27 protein-coding genes and 1 pseudogene are annotated in these 14,586 nt (G+C 35.3%); all 28 read right to left on the minus strand.

The annotated features are described in order from the left end of the window. Positions 1 to 11: 11 nt before the first annotated feature. Positions 12 to 1,334, minus strand: a complete 1,323-nt coding sequence (locus M1D73_RS16365) for a PBSX family phage terminase large subunit (RefSeq protein WP_086385035.1) — start codon at positions 1,332 to 1,334, stop codon at positions 12 to 14. 105 nt (positions 1,335 to 1,439) lie between these two features. After that, a complete protein-coding gene (locus M1D73_RS16370) occupies positions 1,440 to 1,916 on the minus strand; it encodes a terminase small subunit (protein WP_061660398.1) in 477 nt (158 codons plus the stop codon). A gap of 213 nt (positions 1,917 to 2,129) precedes the next feature. Beyond that, a pseudogene (locus tag M1D73_RS16375) lies at positions 2,130 to 2,232 on the minus strand. Positions 2,233 to 3,424: 1,192 nt separating this feature from the next. After that, on the minus strand, positions 3,425 to 3,634 hold the full coding sequence (locus M1D73_RS16380; protein WP_086385036.1) for a hypothetical protein: 210 nt from the start codon (positions 3,632 to 3,634) through the stop codon (positions 3,425 to 3,427). A 553-nt stretch (positions 3,635 to 4,187) separates the two neighbouring features. After that, on the minus strand, positions 4,188 to 4,328 hold the full coding sequence (locus tag M1D73_RS16385; RefSeq protein ID WP_153595412.1) for a hypothetical protein: 141 nt from the start codon (positions 4,326 to 4,328) through the stop codon (positions 4,188 to 4,190). Between the two features lies 1 nt (position 4,329). Beyond that, positions 4,330 to 4,509 (minus strand): DUF4625 domain-containing protein, encoded by a 180-nt coding sequence (locus M1D73_RS16390; protein ID WP_224980107.1) that lies wholly within the window; start codon positions 4,507 to 4,509, stop codon positions 4,330 to 4,332. Positions 4,510 to 4,529: 20 nt separating this feature from the next. Then, positions 4,530 to 5,129, minus strand: coding sequence for a DUF1064 domain-containing protein (locus M1D73_RS16395; protein WP_121868456.1), 600 nt, complete (start codon positions 5,127 to 5,129; stop codon positions 4,530 to 4,532). After that, entirely contained in the window at positions 5,116 to 5,289 is a 174-nt protein-coding gene (locus M1D73_RS16400; protein ID WP_228496055.1) for a DNA cytosine methyltransferase, read from the minus strand. The genes M1D73_RS16395 and M1D73_RS16400 overlap by 14 nt, the downstream gene beginning before the upstream one ends. Before the next feature lie 260 nt (positions 5,290 to 5,549). Further along, on the minus strand, positions 5,550 to 5,729 hold the full coding sequence (locus M1D73_RS16405; RefSeq protein WP_061660403.1) for a hypothetical protein: 180 nt from the start codon (positions 5,727 to 5,729) through the stop codon (positions 5,550 to 5,552). A 10-nt stretch (positions 5,730 to 5,739) separates the two neighbouring features. Then, positions 5,740 to 5,922, minus strand: a complete 183-nt coding sequence (locus tag M1D73_RS16410) for a hypothetical protein (protein ID WP_061660404.1) — start codon at positions 5,920 to 5,922, stop codon at positions 5,740 to 5,742. After that, positions 5,919 to 6,122, minus strand: coding sequence for a hypothetical protein (locus tag M1D73_RS16415; RefSeq protein WP_224980105.1), 204 nt, complete (start codon positions 6,120 to 6,122; stop codon positions 5,919 to 5,921). Before M1D73_RS16415 ends, M1D73_RS16410 begins: the two co-directional genes overlap by 4 nt. Positions 6,123 to 6,129: 7 nt before the next feature. Then, complete coding sequence (locus M1D73_RS16420; protein ID WP_121868458.1) at positions 6,130 to 7,446, minus strand: replicative DNA helicase; 1,317 nt, start codon at positions 7,444 to 7,446, stop codon at positions 6,130 to 6,132. Beyond that, positions 7,443 to 7,667: an NINE protein gene (locus tag M1D73_RS16425; RefSeq protein ID WP_061660406.1), complete on the minus strand. Its 225-nt coding sequence runs from the start codon at positions 7,665 to 7,667 to the stop codon at positions 7,443 to 7,445. The genes M1D73_RS16420 and M1D73_RS16425 overlap by 4 nt, the downstream gene beginning before the upstream one ends. A gap of 132 nt (positions 7,668 to 7,799) precedes the next feature. Continuing rightward, positions 7,800 to 7,949 (minus strand): hypothetical protein, encoded by a 150-nt coding sequence (locus M1D73_RS16430; RefSeq protein WP_172794254.1) that lies wholly within the window; start codon positions 7,947 to 7,949, stop codon positions 7,800 to 7,802. Positions 7,950 to 7,951: 2 nt separating this feature from the next. Beyond that, entirely contained in the window at positions 7,952 to 8,125 is a 174-nt protein-coding gene (locus M1D73_RS16435; protein WP_153593040.1) for a hypothetical protein, read from the minus strand. After that, on the minus strand, positions 8,125 to 8,367 hold the full coding sequence (locus M1D73_RS16440; protein ID WP_061660407.1) for a hypothetical protein: 243 nt from the start codon (positions 8,365 to 8,367) through the stop codon (positions 8,125 to 8,127). Before M1D73_RS16440 ends, M1D73_RS16435 begins: the two co-directional genes overlap by 1 nt. A 298-nt stretch (positions 8,368 to 8,665) precedes the next feature. Beyond that, positions 8,666 to 8,971, minus strand: coding sequence for a hypothetical protein (locus tag M1D73_RS16445; protein ID WP_061660408.1), 306 nt, complete (start codon positions 8,969 to 8,971; stop codon positions 8,666 to 8,668). A gap of 159 nt (positions 8,972 to 9,130) precedes the next feature. Next, positions 9,131 to 9,793, minus strand: a complete 663-nt coding sequence (locus tag M1D73_RS16450; protein ID WP_061660409.1) for a Rha family transcriptional regulator — start codon at positions 9,791 to 9,793, stop codon at positions 9,131 to 9,133. An 85-nt stretch (positions 9,794 to 9,878) separates the two neighbouring features. Continuing rightward, positions 9,879 to 10,655: a hypothetical protein gene (locus M1D73_RS16455; protein ID WP_121868459.1), complete on the minus strand. Its 777-nt coding sequence runs from the start codon at positions 10,653 to 10,655 to the stop codon at positions 9,879 to 9,881. 11 nt (positions 10,656 to 10,666) lie between these two features. Then, positions 10,667 to 11,242, minus strand: coding sequence for a hypothetical protein (locus M1D73_RS16460; protein WP_061660411.1), 576 nt, complete (start codon positions 11,240 to 11,242; stop codon positions 10,667 to 10,669). Next, positions 11,239 to 11,781, minus strand: coding sequence for a hypothetical protein (locus M1D73_RS16465; RefSeq protein ID WP_061660412.1), 543 nt, complete (start codon positions 11,779 to 11,781; stop codon positions 11,239 to 11,241). The genes M1D73_RS16460 and M1D73_RS16465 overlap by 4 nt, the downstream gene beginning before the upstream one ends. Positions 11,782 to 11,815: 34 nt before the next feature. Then, a complete protein-coding gene (locus tag M1D73_RS16470) occupies positions 11,816 to 12,124 on the minus strand; it encodes a hypothetical protein (RefSeq protein WP_061660413.1) in 309 nt (102 codons plus the stop codon). A gap of 3 nt (positions 12,125 to 12,127) precedes the next feature. Then, a complete protein-coding gene (locus M1D73_RS16475) occupies positions 12,128 to 12,829 on the minus strand; it encodes a Sak single strand annealing protein (RefSeq protein WP_061660414.1) in 702 nt (233 codons plus the stop codon). A gap of 15 nt (positions 12,830 to 12,844) precedes the next feature. Next, positions 12,845 to 13,327 carry a siphovirus Gp157 family protein gene (locus M1D73_RS16480; RefSeq protein WP_061660415.1) on the minus strand — a complete coding sequence of 161 codons (483 nt, stop codon included), beginning with the start codon at positions 13,325 to 13,327 and terminating at the stop codon, positions 12,845 to 12,847. An 11-nt stretch (positions 13,328 to 13,338) separates the two neighbouring features. Next, positions 13,339 to 13,533: a hypothetical protein gene (locus tag M1D73_RS16485; protein ID WP_086385038.1), complete on the minus strand. Its 195-nt coding sequence runs from the start codon at positions 13,531 to 13,533 to the stop codon at positions 13,339 to 13,341. Further along, on the minus strand, positions 13,533 to 13,808 hold the full coding sequence (locus tag M1D73_RS16490; protein ID WP_061660417.1) for a hypothetical protein: 276 nt from the start codon (positions 13,806 to 13,808) through the stop codon (positions 13,533 to 13,535). Before M1D73_RS16490 ends, M1D73_RS16485 begins: the two co-directional genes overlap by 1 nt. Then, a complete protein-coding gene (locus tag M1D73_RS16495) occupies positions 13,801 to 14,040 on the minus strand; it encodes a hypothetical protein (protein WP_061660418.1) in 240 nt (79 codons plus the stop codon). The genes M1D73_RS16490 and M1D73_RS16495 overlap by 8 nt, the downstream gene beginning before the upstream one ends. 248 nt (positions 14,041 to 14,288) lie before the next feature. Beyond that, positions 14,289 to 14,525, minus strand: coding sequence for a helix-turn-helix domain-containing protein (locus M1D73_RS16500; protein WP_042598360.1), 237 nt, complete (start codon positions 14,523 to 14,525; stop codon positions 14,289 to 14,291). Positions 14,526 to 14,586: the final 61 nt, after the last annotated feature.

The following is a 14,586-nucleotide window of genomic DNA, read 5'->3' on the forward strand; positions in this document are numbered from 1 at the left end:
TATCTTCCTTTCTAGAATCCTAATTGTAATCTGGACATACTTCTTACTTTTCCTTGTTTCTTCATGTCCTTTTCCATTGCATAACGCACCATATCAATTGTGTGATTATCTTTATCTTGTAATCGTGGTCGCGGGTTTCCGTCTTTGTCCGTTTCCCAATCAGCATTTTCAAACTCTTTTAACGTGTTAGGGCAACGTTTCGGATCAATAACGATTGCGTATAGATCGCCTAGCCATTCTGTGCCGTACTCAACGCTATCTGGCCCTTTTTTAGCGCCTTTAACCTTTCGTATGTCATGTTCATTCTTTAACTCGGCTATAGACTTCGGCTCGGCGCTATCACATGTTATTTCAATGTCCTGGTATCCCTTTTTCTTGATCCATTCAGCCAGCTTTCTATTAGATATTTGAACGCCGTATAATTCATCGAATATGTATAACGTGTTCTTCTTTTTATCAAAGTGCATACGGCCAAAAGCTAGCGGATCGGTTGCATAACCAAAATCGACACCTTGACGAATGTTATCAAACTGACTAATCTGTTCGTCTGTTATTTCAGCGCTAACAATATTATCGAATGGTACAACGCCAGACCCTATTGCTTCACCGAGATATTCCCAGCGATATTTTAGCGGGTTCATTTCCTTTTCAATTTCAGCTTCTTCATAGAATGCCTTTGTTAAATGCTTGTTATCTAAATACGTTGAATGATTTACGTGTGTGTTATCTGGTATGAAAGAACTGTTATATTTCTTGTTCAGCCAGTGCGCACGGCGTTTAGGTGGGTTGTAGCTGTAGAAGAATGTATATTCATAGTTTGGTAACTCTGGTCTATGCTCTGGATTGATTTCGAATTCACCACGTAGCACCGACTTTTCAATGATAGATATTTCTTCTTCCGTTCTAAACTCGCCAATTTCTTCCACCCATAAGCCCATGATAGGGAATTTAGCGTCTTTAATAGACTTGATCCTTTCTGGTTCTTCACATCCGAGAAAATATATCTTATTTCCTCTGGGCTTGTATTCAATCACCAGGCGTGACGGAATGCAACGGAATAGATGACTAATGTTTAATATCTCCATTGCTTCTTTTAGCTGTTCAAATACCGATCTAACAACTGTATTCTGTACTTTACGTAATACCAGCCAACTAATCGGATATTCCATAATGTCCATCAATATGCGGAATGGTATGAAGTAACTCTTACCTGAAGCACGACCACCTTTCAATATATACCGCAGGTGTTTCTTCATTTCTGATAGATAATAGACTTTCTTGAAACGCGGTGAAATAACGTTTCTCATGTCAATATGATCAACGTTTTCGTTCATGCTCTTCCCGCGCTTTCTTTTCGTATTTGTCTATTAGCGCCATCGGTACAGTTACTATCAATAACGCAGAGAGAGTTAGTAGCAAGCCTTGATAGTTTTCAATCATTAGCATTCACACTCTTCATAATGTTTTCCGCACTCTTCGCACGTATTACCAATAGAACCGTTGATAATAACTTGTGCAACACCTTCAATTTCGTGTTTTTCAGTCCATAGTCGATAACGTTTACCCAATTGGACAGCAGCATCTTTCCGTTCTCCAATTGACGGCTCTATATCACTGATAACTTGTTCACCCATGCCCACACCCCGTAACGTCTTTCCTGTTGCTTCTCCGCGCATTACCGATGTAAGAAACTCTAAAACTTCATTTGCATCAGCAATACGTTTAGAATCCACGCCAGCCATGTGAGAATCAATATATACTGAAACATTAACATTCGCTAACAGACGAGAAGAACCAGCGGTAATAACCTTTTTATTATCGCTCTTGTATCCCGCCCGCATGTAAGCTTCTGAAGCGTTCCCTGTTTCAATGTAATAATCCGCGAAACGTTTTTGACGTTCGTTTAATTCATGCATGTTACCACCTCTCAATATTTAGTTATACGTTCTTCTTTTCAATATAACTCATATCGTTTAATAAAATTGAATATTTTCCATCATTGTTAAATAGATTTAAAATAGGTTACACATTAAGTGCAACCTATTTCTTTTTATATCCTCCTTCTGATAAAGAAAAGAAACAGAAATGGCGAAATCTCTGCTTCTCAACTTGTAACTATAAAAGATAAAAGCCCACGACTGGAATCGAACCAGTATAACTATAATCATTGACGCTTCCCAGACATTGCCCCAGATGTTTAATTATTCGCGTTACCAAGTTGCGTACATAGGCACGATAAAGGGTAATTAGCCCCTTCAATCGGTTTATAGTCCGTAGACTCGCAATTCATACCGTTATCGTACTTCATGCAATTTAAGTGATGTTATATTCGCTTAGTTATCATATTTTGCAGCTTCATTGCTGCTCTTTTATGATATTTAACTACCAATTGTTTGATAATAACCTTTGATAGTTATTTCACTTTTAAGGGAAGTGATTACCCGTTTTGTGTTTATAAGTCAGTAATCAGGTATCTGAAAACAGCTTAAAAGGCTTCCACGCCTCATTAAACGCATAAGAGAAAAAGGAGGACGGCTCTATGCCCAAAGCCGCTGTTCACCGTTCCGCACAGCAAACATAAAAAACTCTTATACGCTTAATGAGAAGAAGAAGAACTTCTCATATATGTGTTGGATTCAATAAATGCAGAAACTCTACATCAAGTAATAAAAACTACCTTTACTAACTTTTACAAGTAGATATTCAATAGTTTTATTTGAAGTTATTCACTTCTTTGAAAGTAGGAAGGATTTTAACCTTCTATGCATTGCAATGCTCATTTTTATTCTACTCTCAAAGAAGGGAAGAACCCTTCTCACAATTTAAAGGAGTTTTTACAATGTTTAAAACAAGTATTGAAGTAAGCAAGTTTATCAAAACAGATAGATTGGAAAGGTGTTATAATCCCCCTGGAAGGTACAAGTACGGTTATGTGTGAGCAAAGTAGGTACTTGAAAGATTAACGTTCTTTTGGAGGTGAACAAGTTTTCAGTACGCCTTATACCTTCCAGGCAGCTTACAGACTGCCTTTTTTGTCAGTTCATTCAATCAGCGTGTCCACTGCTCAAACTAATGACGACCCATTGTGATAAAGACCTGTTAGTTAAAACAAGAAATCAAGACTATTTACATAAACTTAGAACATTTCAGAACAAAGGATAATTTATGTATCTACACTAGTAAGAATGTGAGTAATTACCATGTATCAATAAGAGCAAGGAACCACGTTTATAAAGAAATAGAATAATTTGTATGATACAAAATTTATTTTTATTTACGCGTTTTCCGACGCTTGTAAGATATCCTCATGTCCTACAGTTACTATTGTATAACGTTCCAAATCTATTTAACAAAGATTGTCTAATGATATCTATTGCGTTTTTCAGAATAGGTTGAAAAGCTTTTTGAAAATAAAAAAGAGTCCTCAGACTCCCCCGTTGCTTTCGCCTTCTTTATATTCAGTATAAGTAGGTAAATTAAAATATAGGATAGACTCTATTCTCGCTATATCTTCATTATACTTTTTGCAATAAGCCATCATTATTTTCATCATATCGAACTCACTTAATTTATCTTCATAAATGTAAACATTATATGTATGTTGCAATTGTTTAAAATCTTTTTTTTTGTCCATTATTTTCTCCTTTTCCTCTTAAACCTTGATATCATGCATTTGTTCACTGTTTTTAATTGTTTTCTTAAAAGAATAGAGTTGTCCTTAAACCGTTAAAATATATGATGGTTTCACCTCGTTCTAAAAAACTTAAAACATTTAAGGTCAAAAGAACGAGGAAAGCACAATATTAAGACTTTCCTCTAAACCATTATACATAAGAATCTAGGAACTCATTTACTATTTTGTATCGTTGAAAATAGACAACATTTGTTAAATAGAATTGGATTGCGTAAAATTATACATCTTATTTTAATAAGTTAGCCCATAAAGTCTATTTCCACAATGAACATCACAAAAGCCATACTTCACTTGCTACCCGTTTCTCGATCCCATTCGTTCCCTGCATTGCTCACAAAATATAGGTATCTTAGTAAACATATAACGTTTGTTTTTATATTGGCTCCAATCACTATCACTCATAATCATTTTTTTACCCATTCTCTCATTTCCTTGATATCTTTCATACTAGGTTTATTTGTTCTTTTCGGCAACTCTACTTTAATTTATCTCATTAAAAACACCCCTCATGCACTTCAAATATAGAATAAATACTAATCTCTTTATCTCGTTTATCTAGTGGTTTCCCACACTCTAAACAAGGATATCGTTTACCTTTCGTGAAATAACGTTTAATTCTCGTTCTTCTATTCATCCTATCTCCTCCATATAGCCTTTTGTGCTAACTCACGTTGTTTAGCTGTTGTTTTTTTATCTAATCCACCATGATAAACATAACGGAACATTACGAACGTTTTAGTTAGGTCCCAGTCTTCTATTTCTTCACGGCGCTCCCATCCTAATTTATCTGTTAAATAGACTTTCATGTGATACATATGCCTTTCATCCTGATAACTCAATGGAATTTCCACCCTTCCTTTTTATCAGGTGTAACAATAACTAACTGTATTCCGTATTTAGATTCAAATAAGTGCCTTCTTAATGACAGGTCACGCGGTATAGATTTGATAGAACCTTTAACTTCAAATGCAATTTCTTCACCTGCCATTAAACATACGAAATCAGGCGTATAACGTTTTTCGCTGACTTTCCTAACACCTTTCTTATTAACGATGCTAGGTATTTCATAACCGTCTAACAGGTGGTATCTGTTATGAATTTCTATGCGCTCGGCTAATTTATTGTTTTGTAGATAGATATAAAAATCACGTTCTGTAATAGAATCAAATTCTTTTCCGTCATACTCTACTTTTGTAGACATTACACGCCTACGTGGTAACTTTTTAATCTTAAATTGACCTTCTATATCAAAATGCTTCTTTAACTCTTTCCGCGCCTGTTCCTTGCTTGTGAAACCATCCACAACGCTGTTCTCATTACCGTTTGCCGCTATAATAACCGCATACTCGTAATGTAAAACGTTTTTATCCCTCCTTTCCCTTATCTCGAATGTTAATTGACCTGTAGCATTGGTCCACGTTTTATTCAGTTTCAATTTTCATTCTCTCCCCTATAAATCTAGCTACGTCCACAGTTAGACCATTCCCAGCCTGTTTGTATAATTGATTGCTAGATGTAACTTTTTTCGCTCGATTGAAATACTCATCAGGTATCCCTTGTAATCTCCACGACTCTCTTTCTGTGAGCCACCTCATACGCCCGTCCTGGATTACGATTTGCTCACGAGAAGTAAGTAATGTTTGTGCTACCCCTTTCTCTACATGCCCACGCCGTGTCTTCGATTTAGGGTTTGATACGTTTATTGCATCACCTTCACGTCCGATATCCCATCATTCATTGTTTTGTAGCCTGTCTGACTTTCACTTCTTTTCCATTAAACTCAAGAATGCAATCGTGACCGCTTGTTCGAGTCCGATTCGCATCATGCCTACACCTCCAAAGAAATCCATAAACCTCATTTGATTTTTCCCTCGCATCTAAACACTGTTACAAATGGATCGTATTGCATAAATTTAGCCCAGGCATTAAACATATCTAATGCTTCTTTACCTGTTGGTGCATTTACCTTTACTGTTTTAAATTCGCTGCTTGCATCATTTTTGTTTACTCTAAAATTAATATGCCAATTCTTCATTTTTTTCACCTTAGTTAAATAGATTTGGATATATGTCTAAAATTTTATCTCGTCTTTTTTTAAGAACCCTAACTTCTCTAAGTTCGCGTTCAGTTTGTTCTTTGTAGAACTTATGCGCTCTATCATGTTTTATAATCTTATCAGTTAACTGATTTACTTCAACTTGTAACTGTACCTTTGTTTCTTCCTTCATGCTGCAATACCTCTCTTTCTCATTTCATTTATTATAATCCTGTTCCATTTCTCTTTATTTGTACTCATATAGAACATTAAAAGCCCCGAATCATCTTTCCACTTTATCTTTCCATGCTGTAATAGTAAGTCTATGATAACGATTAAAGACATAAGTTTATCTTCCTTCGCGCTCATATAGACTTCTTTAACCGTCACCACAAATGTTTTACTCCTTATCTATAAATATATTTGTCACGGTGTCAAACGTTTGAATAAATGTTCCAGCGCGTCCGTTTCTGTACTTATCAACGATTATCTCCATTTCTTGGTATCGTTCACCTTTTGTTTCGTTGTCGTAATAGTTCTCTCTGTGTGGCATTATAATCATGTCAGCAACCTGTTCAATTTCTCCACACGCTCTTATGTCTGCCATTGTCGGGCGCTTGTCTTCTCTGTTTGTATTCGCTCTGCTCAACTGCACTAGTAGAATGATAGGCACTCCTAATTGTACCGCTGTATGCTTCAACTCGCGTACGATGTGAGCGAACTTGATAATATCCTCTTTCACTCCATCTACGTTAATATGCGAAATATGGTCAATCATAAATACGTGTTTCTTGTCAGGATTATTTTTTACTTCTTTTCTCATATCCGCTTTTATCATGCGTAAATCTTTTTCTTCACTAATATCTAAAGGCATTTGACTTAAATTACCTACAGCCATTTGATACTTAGCAAAAGCCGTTCCTGGTTCGCTGTTCGTATTCTTATCGAATATTGGTAGAAATCTATTAGGATTCTTCATACAAGCTACAGGAAGTTGCGACTGTCCCGCTATCCACCTATCAATACACTGACCTTCAGGCATTTCGGCGGAATAATATTTCCCTTTGTAAATACCTTTTTGGTCCCGTCCGGCGGCTCTGCGCATACTATCCAGGGTCCACGCTGTTTTACCCATACCAGGACGACCGCCAACTATAATCAAGTCGCCTTCTTGCCAGCCATCTGTAAAGTTGTTGAATTTATCCCACCCTGTATCGACTCCTGACAAACCATCTACTTTCATTTGCGCATGTTTGTCTACACGTATAGACAGCTTTTCCATAAACGTTTCCTTACTTACTACCTTTTCTTCACTCGTTTTCATAACACTGTTTATAAAGCGTTCTGAAGCTTCTAAAACATTTCTTTCTTCAGTGTCGCTCAAAAATGTTGCTGCCAGCTTTCTAATCTCTTCTATTTCGATGAAATCAAACATTTTTCGTTGGTAAAATTCAAAGTTAGAAGTCAGAGAGCCATTTGACATAACCCTCATAACATCTTTAATTTCTAATTCACTATGACTTATAATCATTTGCGGGTTGATATCAATCTCTTTATCATTTAATTCGCAAATTGTTTTATAAAGTTCTTTGTTCTTACTGTCCAGGAAATGCTTTTGATTCAAACGACATTCGTCAATCAAAGTATTATCCTCTAGCATTGCTTCCAGGACGCTTATTTCCATTTCCTCATGATTTGAGTATTTAGTTGCGATCATTCCATCACACCTTTCATCATTCTAGCTTGTTGGATTGCTCTGAAGTTCGCCGCGTCTACATCATTGTTAATACTAAATATATCAATGAATAGCCCTATAAAAAAACAGTTAGCTGTAAATAATTTTGTAATCGCGCTAATAAAGTTCCCTGTATAGAACTTGTACGCTCCGAACACTCCTAAGAATAACCATAATAACCAAGCTGTACTTTTTTGTTTCAATGTAATTCCCTCGGATGTATGTAACAGTCATCGGCTTATAGGTTAACGATTGCCCAACTTAATGCATAACCTGCCGCCCATAAAACTGCTAACATACCTGAACTGACAAATAAAGCTTCTTTAAAGTCTTCTTTAATCATTATCAATTACCTCTTGCATATCTATCGTTCTCTCGTAATCACATTCTATAAGTTCGCATTCAAAATGTGCTTCTTCTCCATCAAAATGAATGTATAAGCTGTTGCTACATTTAGGACAAGATAAAGCTGTTGGTTCCCACATAATCAATTCCCCTTTCCGTTCACAATGCTGTATTCTATTTTGAATCCACGGTCAAAATCTATTGATTTACACCAGACAATAAAGTCATTCATTGACTCGACACTTTCGTTTTCTTGTGTATCATAGTATTGAATCTTTCCGCTTTCTAAATCGACTTGTTTAATAAATTGCGCCATTATGCTAACCACCAATCAGTGTTTAAATCTTCAATAATGTCAAACAACGTATTCTTGCACACACGATTGTTAGCCCTTTCAAAATCTTTAGAAAATACATCTTCTGCAAGAGCTACAGCCTTACGCGGCTGCACCCCAACTCTTATTCCAGCGCCCATTAATACCTGAATAAATTGCGCCCTAGTTTCCACTACTTCACTAACTGCTTTACGGATAGCTTTTATAATTTCGTGTTTTCTCATTGTATATTTCTCCTTTTAAGTTAAATAGAATTAGATTTATTCGGTTAACTTGCTATGTATCATTTCTAAACGCGGCTGATCAGTGCCGCCGATACTTCTAAAACGCCTTGCATACTTTCCTGAAACCGAATAAATCTCAAAGTGTAGTTTCTTTTATTACTTCGTTAACTCACTTCTGTGATACGCCATAAAATACCGCTATATCTTTCACACTTACCATCATATCCACTCGAAACCAATCAGGTTGTAATTCCATTACGTTCGGTCCTTCAAGTTCAATATAGTTAAATAGATTTGGTTATTCAGCCAATTCAAGTTGATCAGGTTCAAATGGAGCCTTTTCTTTTTCCTTGATTTCCTTGCGTGGACCCCCAGCCTTTTGTAGAACATCTACTTTCCAATAGTCCTGTTCAATTGTTGTAATGTGTTTAAAGCCTTCATTACCTAACTTTAAAACCAATGAACCGCGTTCTTCTCTATGTTTACGATCATACATGTTGTATTTAATCGTTGTTACCGTTGTTAATTCATCTATATGTTTTGTTTGCACTTCTACCTTCATTTTCGTTTCCTTCCAATTAAGTGAGTGGCTTTTCTTGTCCATAACCACCCAGGCATTTAATTACCTTGTCCTTTTGACAAGATTTATCTTACACCACTTTTTTAAACATGTAAACCAATATATTAAACTTCTTACCCAATTAGTTAAATAAATTTGGAATTGACTGTATCTTAGCCTAATCCGAAATCTATTATATTTTATTTAAAACAAACTAGGACGCCACGCCTTAGCGTAATTAATGGCTTCTTCAAAGTCTTTTGCTGCAATATCTCTGTAACTAGAAACAGCGAATGCGTTCTTTAAATCTTTACCAAACTTAGCATACATTTTCCTTTTTGTATCATAGACACGAATCCCTCCGAACTCTTCCCACATCTTTTCAACTCGTTGCATTTTAATATTGTTTAAAACTTGCTGCTGTCCATAATCAATAGTCATAGTGTTCCGTAATATTGCAACGTTACTTTCTACAGTAGATAGACGTTCTTCAGTATCTAGTGAGTTCGCCATTAATAATTTAATCTGATCAATTGGTTTTAGTTGTTGTGGTTGTTTAATGTGTTCTTCCATACGGTTAAACTCTTCTATATAAGCCATTTTAAATTGAAGTGCTTCTTTGCCATTGAATCCCATAACAAGCAAAGTGAAGCCGTCTTTTGTTAAGTCGTATTTCAGTTGCTCTCTATTGAAACTATCTTTGTAAGAGGTCGGCTGAAAAATCAGCTTACCTTTTTCTCCTAACTCGGAATGTAAATTATGTATTGATTGGATAACATTTTTATGCTGTTTTCCGAATACTTCAGCCACCATTAAAGAGTCTGTTACCGCTTCATTGTTGTTGTTTAAGAATACTAAGTTTGTCATTTTGCTTACCGCCTTTTTATTTATTTTTATTTTAATTTCGTTTAATAGATTTGGATTTGTAGAGCCTACTCATCCATTGAATAACCTACCATAATGTTATTTCAGCTCCTTGTTTAGCTTCTGCTACTTTTTGTTTCACTTCGTCCATACGTTTATATTCTAAGTATCTTTCATCATTTAGGAAGCCTTCTAACATCTTTATATACTGCATATCTTTATTCGTGCATTCTTCAGCGTATTTAGTTACACCATATAGAATTACCTCATGACTATGATGTTTTGCTCTAACTTCATTATATCTCTGATAAGCTTTAGGTTTGTTTCTTTTTTTAGGATATACAGACCATACTTCTTCAAATTCAGGAGAATAAGTTTTCTTGTTTCTTTTCGTTTTAACATCTTTAACGTTTATATTAGAAGTAGTTTCTGTTATTCTCTGTGTAGTTTCTGTTATTCTCTGTGTAGTCTCTGGTAATGGTTTAATCATATTGAGCATATCCAATTGTTCATTTTGATTAGTTGCCATTTTATCATTTTGATTAGATGGATTACTCAATCTTTTATAGTCGATAGAATACCATTTTGTACGGTCGATTTTTAATTTATTATAGTTTCCCACCAGCAATAGCCCACTGTTTTCTAACTTTGTGAATGTGCGTCTTATAGTTGCGATTCCCCAAAAAGGAAATTGTTTCTTCCATTCTTCTGCTGAATTGTAAATCCATTTACGCCCATCATATTCATGATTAGATTTCTGAAGCCAGTAATGTATTTGCTGCACTATAATAGCTTCATTTAATCCAATCTCCACCGCTAAAGACGGTAATACAATTAATGGATGTTCATTTAATAAGTTGCTCATTGTGATTCTCCTTACTTGCTTTTAATCTCTTTGTAAACTTTGTACCCTACCTGGTCTTTGTAAACTACGCCTTTGTTACTTCCCATTTCAAAGGTTAAATAACCGTCACTAACTAACGCGCTTAAAGCTTTTCTTACACCCTGTTCCGAAATAATATCCTGGGATTCTTCTATTAAAATTCTAACTAAAGCCGCTTCGTGTAGTTCTATTTCTTTAGGGTAAAGATCACACAAAAGATTATGAACGTAATTACGTTTAATCCCCTTATTAGAAAGGTATTCAACATGAATGTTATTGTCAGGATTCACACGCTCTTTTGTGAGTTTGAAAGAAGGTTTCCTATGTTGACCTGCTCCTTTTTTTAAAACTCCATATCCAGTGTCATGAAGCTTCTCAACAGTATTCTTAAAATGTATTCTGTTGTCCATGTATTCAGGTATTCCAGGTAGAATACTTTCTTTGTAATCAATCACGATTTCAGGACCTTCAACCTTCGAACGTTCATGAAACCTTTCTAATAATATTGCTGCATGTACAGAAAGTGTTTCCTGTGCTACTACTGAACTGAACCATATATATTTACTCATGCTGTTACCTCTGCAATTTTGAACTCAATTCTTTTACCACTTATTCCACTTCCCTTTTTCATTTTTGTTGCATCACGTTTTAACAACTCGCCTTTTCTAAACATGCTGTTTAGTGCCGCATTAGCTGCGTCTTTTGTAAAAATACCTTCAGATGCATCGCCTACTTCAACAGAATTCATCCAACCACCATGTTCATGAAGGATTGTCAGTATCAGCATTCTTTTGGGTGAAAATTGACACTTTAAAGGAAACTTCAACAAATTATTATCAGCTTGAGGAGTTTTTTTGCACATTCTAAAACAGAACTGATTTTTATTAGGATGTGAAGAATATGTAAACAAGCCCGTGTCCCTAACTTTTCTCAATGCCCTTTCAGTTGCTAGTGGTTTAATCCCCATTGCTTCCTCAAATTCTGCACCGGTAATTGTTACCTTCTTTTTCCCTTCTAACTCACAAATATCCCTAATGTATTCCGCTAATAAAGCCGTTGTTAAACTCGCTTCTTTTGCTAATTCAGTGTTAAAATATAGTTCATTCATTGTATTTCCTCCTTTTTAGTTGAATAGAATTGGATTAATTAACTTTAATCATCATGCATTCATAATACATAAGTTCTTTTAACATTCTTGTTCTTATTCCAACATCGCTATTATGTCTAGAAGACTGGTTAAAACGTCTTCTATTTAAACCAACGTTTTCGTTACGTCTAGTTTCAATAACTTGATAGAATTGTGTTTTAAAATCATACCCGCGTTCTAGAAGTGCATTAGTTTTCTTAATCAGTTCCGGAACTGTCGCACCCGTTACAGCAAACGGCAAACCTTTATCATTCGCTGGATTCGATTTACCTCTATTAGAATAGTTTCTTACAACTGTCTTCATTGTTTACACTCCCCAGGATTGTAATAAGTCTTTAGCTTGCTGTAATAATGAAGGGTCTTTAGTATACGGAACCCAACCTACAATATTTTGTGCTAATACTTCATTAACTTCTGTTTCTGTTTTTCCGTGTTTCTGTTCTAATGCTTTTCGTTTTGCATAAACTATTTTCCCTAACTTCTCCTTATCATCATTACGAGAACCTACATTAGCCTTTTCGCTAATAGTCTTTTTGCCGCCTTCTGTATCTTCAGGTAAGTCTTCGCCCGCGTATATATAAAGACCTAAACCGTGTAACGCGATAGCTTTAACCAGGCAACGTTTCTGATTTTTATTTAGTTCAAACGCGTTAGGATTTGCAATAGGTTTATTTCTGTGATCAAGTACAGGTAACATTTCTGTTTCTGTATGTCCATGAATAGTAACCGATACTTGAACAAAATAACCATTAGGCGTTTTAAGATAAGGTACTTGAATATCATGATTTCCTTCATACGGGAACCAGTGAATTTTTTGTACTGCAAACTGATCAATTTTTTTGGTTTCAGCCCATGCCCACGCCCATGAAAGATAAGTTAAATTTTGTTTCTTTTCTACTACATCATTTACATTGATTCCAAACATTCTTTTGAAGCTATAAAGTTCTTCATCTGTTACCCCCACTTCATCAGGTTTGACTTCTTCAACCGCATTTTTTTCTTTAGTCATTTTCATTTCCTCCAATTATTTAATTTGTAATGTTTTAGTTCGTTTTGTTGTTACACCTTCTATTTGAATACCTTTTTTAACCGCATCTAGCAATTGCTTTCTATCTAATGAGGGTTCAACTGACTTGTAATACATTTGCGGTATTTGAGCACCTTCAGCTATGTCTAATGACGGTGCGTTAGTTCTGAATTTAAGTGTGAGAGTTTCGTTTTTCACTTCATCCATTTCAGCCGCTTTTAATGATTGTTCTAAGAATGAATGTAAGTTTTTCGCATTATTTTCTAAAGTTCTTCTTCTTGCCGCTAAACGTTTTTCTTCTATTTTAATAGTTTCTACGTTTCCCTCAATAGATTTGATGATGTAAGCCGTGTTTAAAGCCTTTTGTTCAATAGCTTCTTCAACCGCTTCTAATGTATCTTGAATCACTTCAGGGTCTACTCCGTCAGTAATCATGTTTTGAATGTTTAAAAATTGACCAGTTAAATTATATAAGTTCATTTTATTTCCTCCTAGAATTCAATATATTTGTTTGGTTTACCAGTGATAGTTGATAGAAGTAAATGTAGTTGCACTGCTTCAGCCTTAACTTGAAAGTTACTTCCGAATAACTTTTCGTTTTTAGCTAATGTTTCAAGACGTATATTTATTTGACGTTCAGCTAAATCAAGACGTGCTTGCATGCATTCTTTTTCGAAATTTTTCATTACCTAATCAAATCCTTTTTGTAATTTTCAGATGATACAACTAACTTTTTAGCTCCCATACCGCCACTATGTAGCACTATGTCACCTGTTCTATGACCTTGCACAGCGACACAATCAACAAACCACGTTATTTCCCTGTTTCTATATTCAACCGCTAGGTGATCACAACCCACATCCCAAGCTTCTTGTAATGTGGGTTGTTTATGAATTTCAATTACCTTTTCAACTACTTTAACTTCAGGTTGTTTAGTGCAGTGACGTTTCTTCTTAGCCATTAATAACACGCTCCATTTTTCTTAATTGTAATGTTACTTGCTTCAACTCTTCATTGACTTCTCTTTCTTTGTCCAGCCAGTGAAGCATTGATTTAGCATAACCTCGCGTAACCTCTAAAGGTTCGTTTCTCGCCTTCCTTGCTTGCATTTGCACTAAACGTTGATTAGCAATGTAACTGTTTTTAGCTTGCTTTAACTCTATTACTCGTTCCCTTAATCTTTCGACTCCCATCGTCTTCTCCACCTTCGTTAAATAAATTTGGATTATCTTGTATGAACTTTATGATCGGTTTCAAAAATTGTTGCTGCTGTTCGGTTGTTAAAATTAATTTTTTCATTAAGTGTACCTAACTCCTTACATAACTTTTAGTTTGGTAGAATAATTGTGATTAGTATATAAATTATTATCTCCTAATTTGTTAAATAAAAATGGATTTCAAACTAACATAAGTTGTCGCACACTAACAGCAAGTGCAAGTGTTACCTTGCTAAAAACTCGCTTTTCACTTGTTTTATGTAATCTTCCTCTTTGCCATAATAAAGCTTGAATGGATCAATATAATAAATGTCAGCCAGCTTCTTAGCAATTTCCATTTTAATTTTAGAAGTATCGCCTTCTAACTTTTGTAAGGTATTATAGCCAATACCAGCCGCTTTTGCTGCTTCTCTTAATGATAAACCTACGCGCTGACGCGCCAATCTAAAAGTTAACTCCATGGAACTTCCCCCACTATTCTATTATTTTTGTAACATAGTGATGTTCAAATATCCCAATATC

This window comes from Bacillus sp. PK3-067, from assembly GCF_056738645.1.

What these genes read in the sequence shown, in the direction of transcription:
- M1D73_RS16365 (WP_086385035.1), bottom strand. Translation starts at nt 1,334, where the DNA reads ATGAACGAAAACGTTGATCATATTGACATGAGAAACGTTATTTCACCG.
- M1D73_RS16370 (WP_061660398.1), bottom strand. Translation starts at nt 1,916, where the DNA reads ATGCATGAATTAAACGAACGTCAAAAACGTTTCGCGGATTATTACATT.
- M1D73_RS16380 (WP_086385036.1), bottom strand. Translation starts at nt 3,634, where the DNA reads ATGGACAAAAAAAAAGATTTTAAACAATTGCAACATACATATAATGTT.
- M1D73_RS16385 (WP_153595412.1), bottom strand. Translation starts at nt 4,328, where the DNA reads ATGAATAGAAGAACGAGAATTAAACGTTATTTCACGAAAGGTAAACGA.
- M1D73_RS16390 (WP_224980107.1), bottom strand. Translation starts at nt 4,509, where the DNA reads ATGTATCACATGAAAGTCTATTTAACAGATAAATTAGGATGGGAGCGC.
- M1D73_RS16400 (WP_228496055.1), bottom strand. Translation starts at nt 5,289, where the DNA reads ATGAGGTGGCTCACAGAAAGAGAGTCGTGGAGATTACAAGGGATACCT.
- M1D73_RS16405 (WP_061660403.1), bottom strand. Translation starts at nt 5,729, where the DNA reads ATGAAGAATTGGCATATTAATTTTAGAGTAAACAAAAATGATGCAAGC.
- M1D73_RS16410 (WP_061660404.1), bottom strand. Translation starts at nt 5,922, where the DNA reads ATGAAGGAAGAAACAAAGGTACAGTTACAAGTTGAAGTAAATCAGTTA.
- M1D73_RS16420 (WP_121868458.1), bottom strand. Translation starts at nt 7,446, where the DNA reads ATGATCGCAACTAAATACTCAAATCATGAGGAAATGGAAATAAGCGTC.
- M1D73_RS16430 (WP_172794254.1), bottom strand. Translation starts at nt 7,949, where the DNA reads ATGTGGGAACCAACAGCTTTATCTTGTCCTAAATGTAGCAACAGCTTA.
- M1D73_RS16435 (WP_153593040.1), bottom strand. Translation starts at nt 8,125, where the DNA reads ATGGCGCAATTTATTAAACAAGTCGATTTAGAAAGCGGAAAGATTCAA.
- M1D73_RS16440 (WP_061660407.1), bottom strand. Translation starts at nt 8,367, where the DNA reads ATGAGAAAACACGAAATTATAAAAGCTATCCGTAAAGCAGTTAGTGAA.
- M1D73_RS16445 (WP_061660408.1), bottom strand. Translation starts at nt 8,971, where the DNA reads ATGGACAAGAAAAGCCACTCACTTAATTGGAAGGAAACGAAAATGAAG.
- M1D73_RS16450 (WP_061660409.1), bottom strand. Translation starts at nt 9,793, where the DNA reads ATGACAAACTTAGTATTCTTAAACAACAACAATGAAGCGGTAACAGAC.
- M1D73_RS16455 (WP_121868459.1), bottom strand. Translation starts at nt 10,655, where the DNA reads ATGAGCAACTTATTAAATGAACATCCATTAATTGTATTACCGTCTTTA.
- M1D73_RS16460 (WP_061660411.1), bottom strand. Translation starts at nt 11,242, where the DNA reads ATGAGTAAATATATATGGTTCAGTTCAGTAGTAGCACAGGAAACACTT.
- M1D73_RS16465 (WP_061660412.1), bottom strand. Translation starts at nt 11,781, where the DNA reads ATGAATGAACTATATTTTAACACTGAATTAGCAAAAGAAGCGAGTTTA.
- M1D73_RS16470 (WP_061660413.1), bottom strand. Translation starts at nt 12,124, where the DNA reads ATGAAGACAGTTGTAAGAAACTATTCTAATAGAGGTAAATCGAATCCA.
- M1D73_RS16475 (WP_061660414.1), bottom strand. Translation starts at nt 12,829, where the DNA reads ATGACTAAAGAAAAAAATGCGGTTGAAGAAGTCAAACCTGATGAAGTG.
- M1D73_RS16480 (WP_061660415.1), bottom strand. Translation starts at nt 13,327, where the DNA reads ATGAACTTATATAATTTAACTGGTCAATTTTTAAACATTCAAAACATG.
- M1D73_RS16485 (WP_086385038.1), bottom strand. Translation starts at nt 13,533, where the DNA reads ATGAAAAATTTCGAAAAAGAATGCATGCAAGCACGTCTTGATTTAGCT.
- M1D73_RS16490 (WP_061660417.1), bottom strand. Translation starts at nt 13,808, where the DNA reads ATGGCTAAGAAGAAACGTCACTGCACTAAACAACCTGAAGTTAAAGTA.
- M1D73_RS16495 (WP_061660418.1), bottom strand. Translation starts at nt 14,040, where the DNA reads ATGGGAGTCGAAAGATTAAGGGAACGAGTAATAGAGTTAAAGCAAGCT.
- M1D73_RS16500 (WP_042598360.1), bottom strand. Translation starts at nt 14,525, where the DNA reads ATGGAGTTAACTTTTAGATTGGCGCGTCAGCGCGTAGGTTTATCATTA.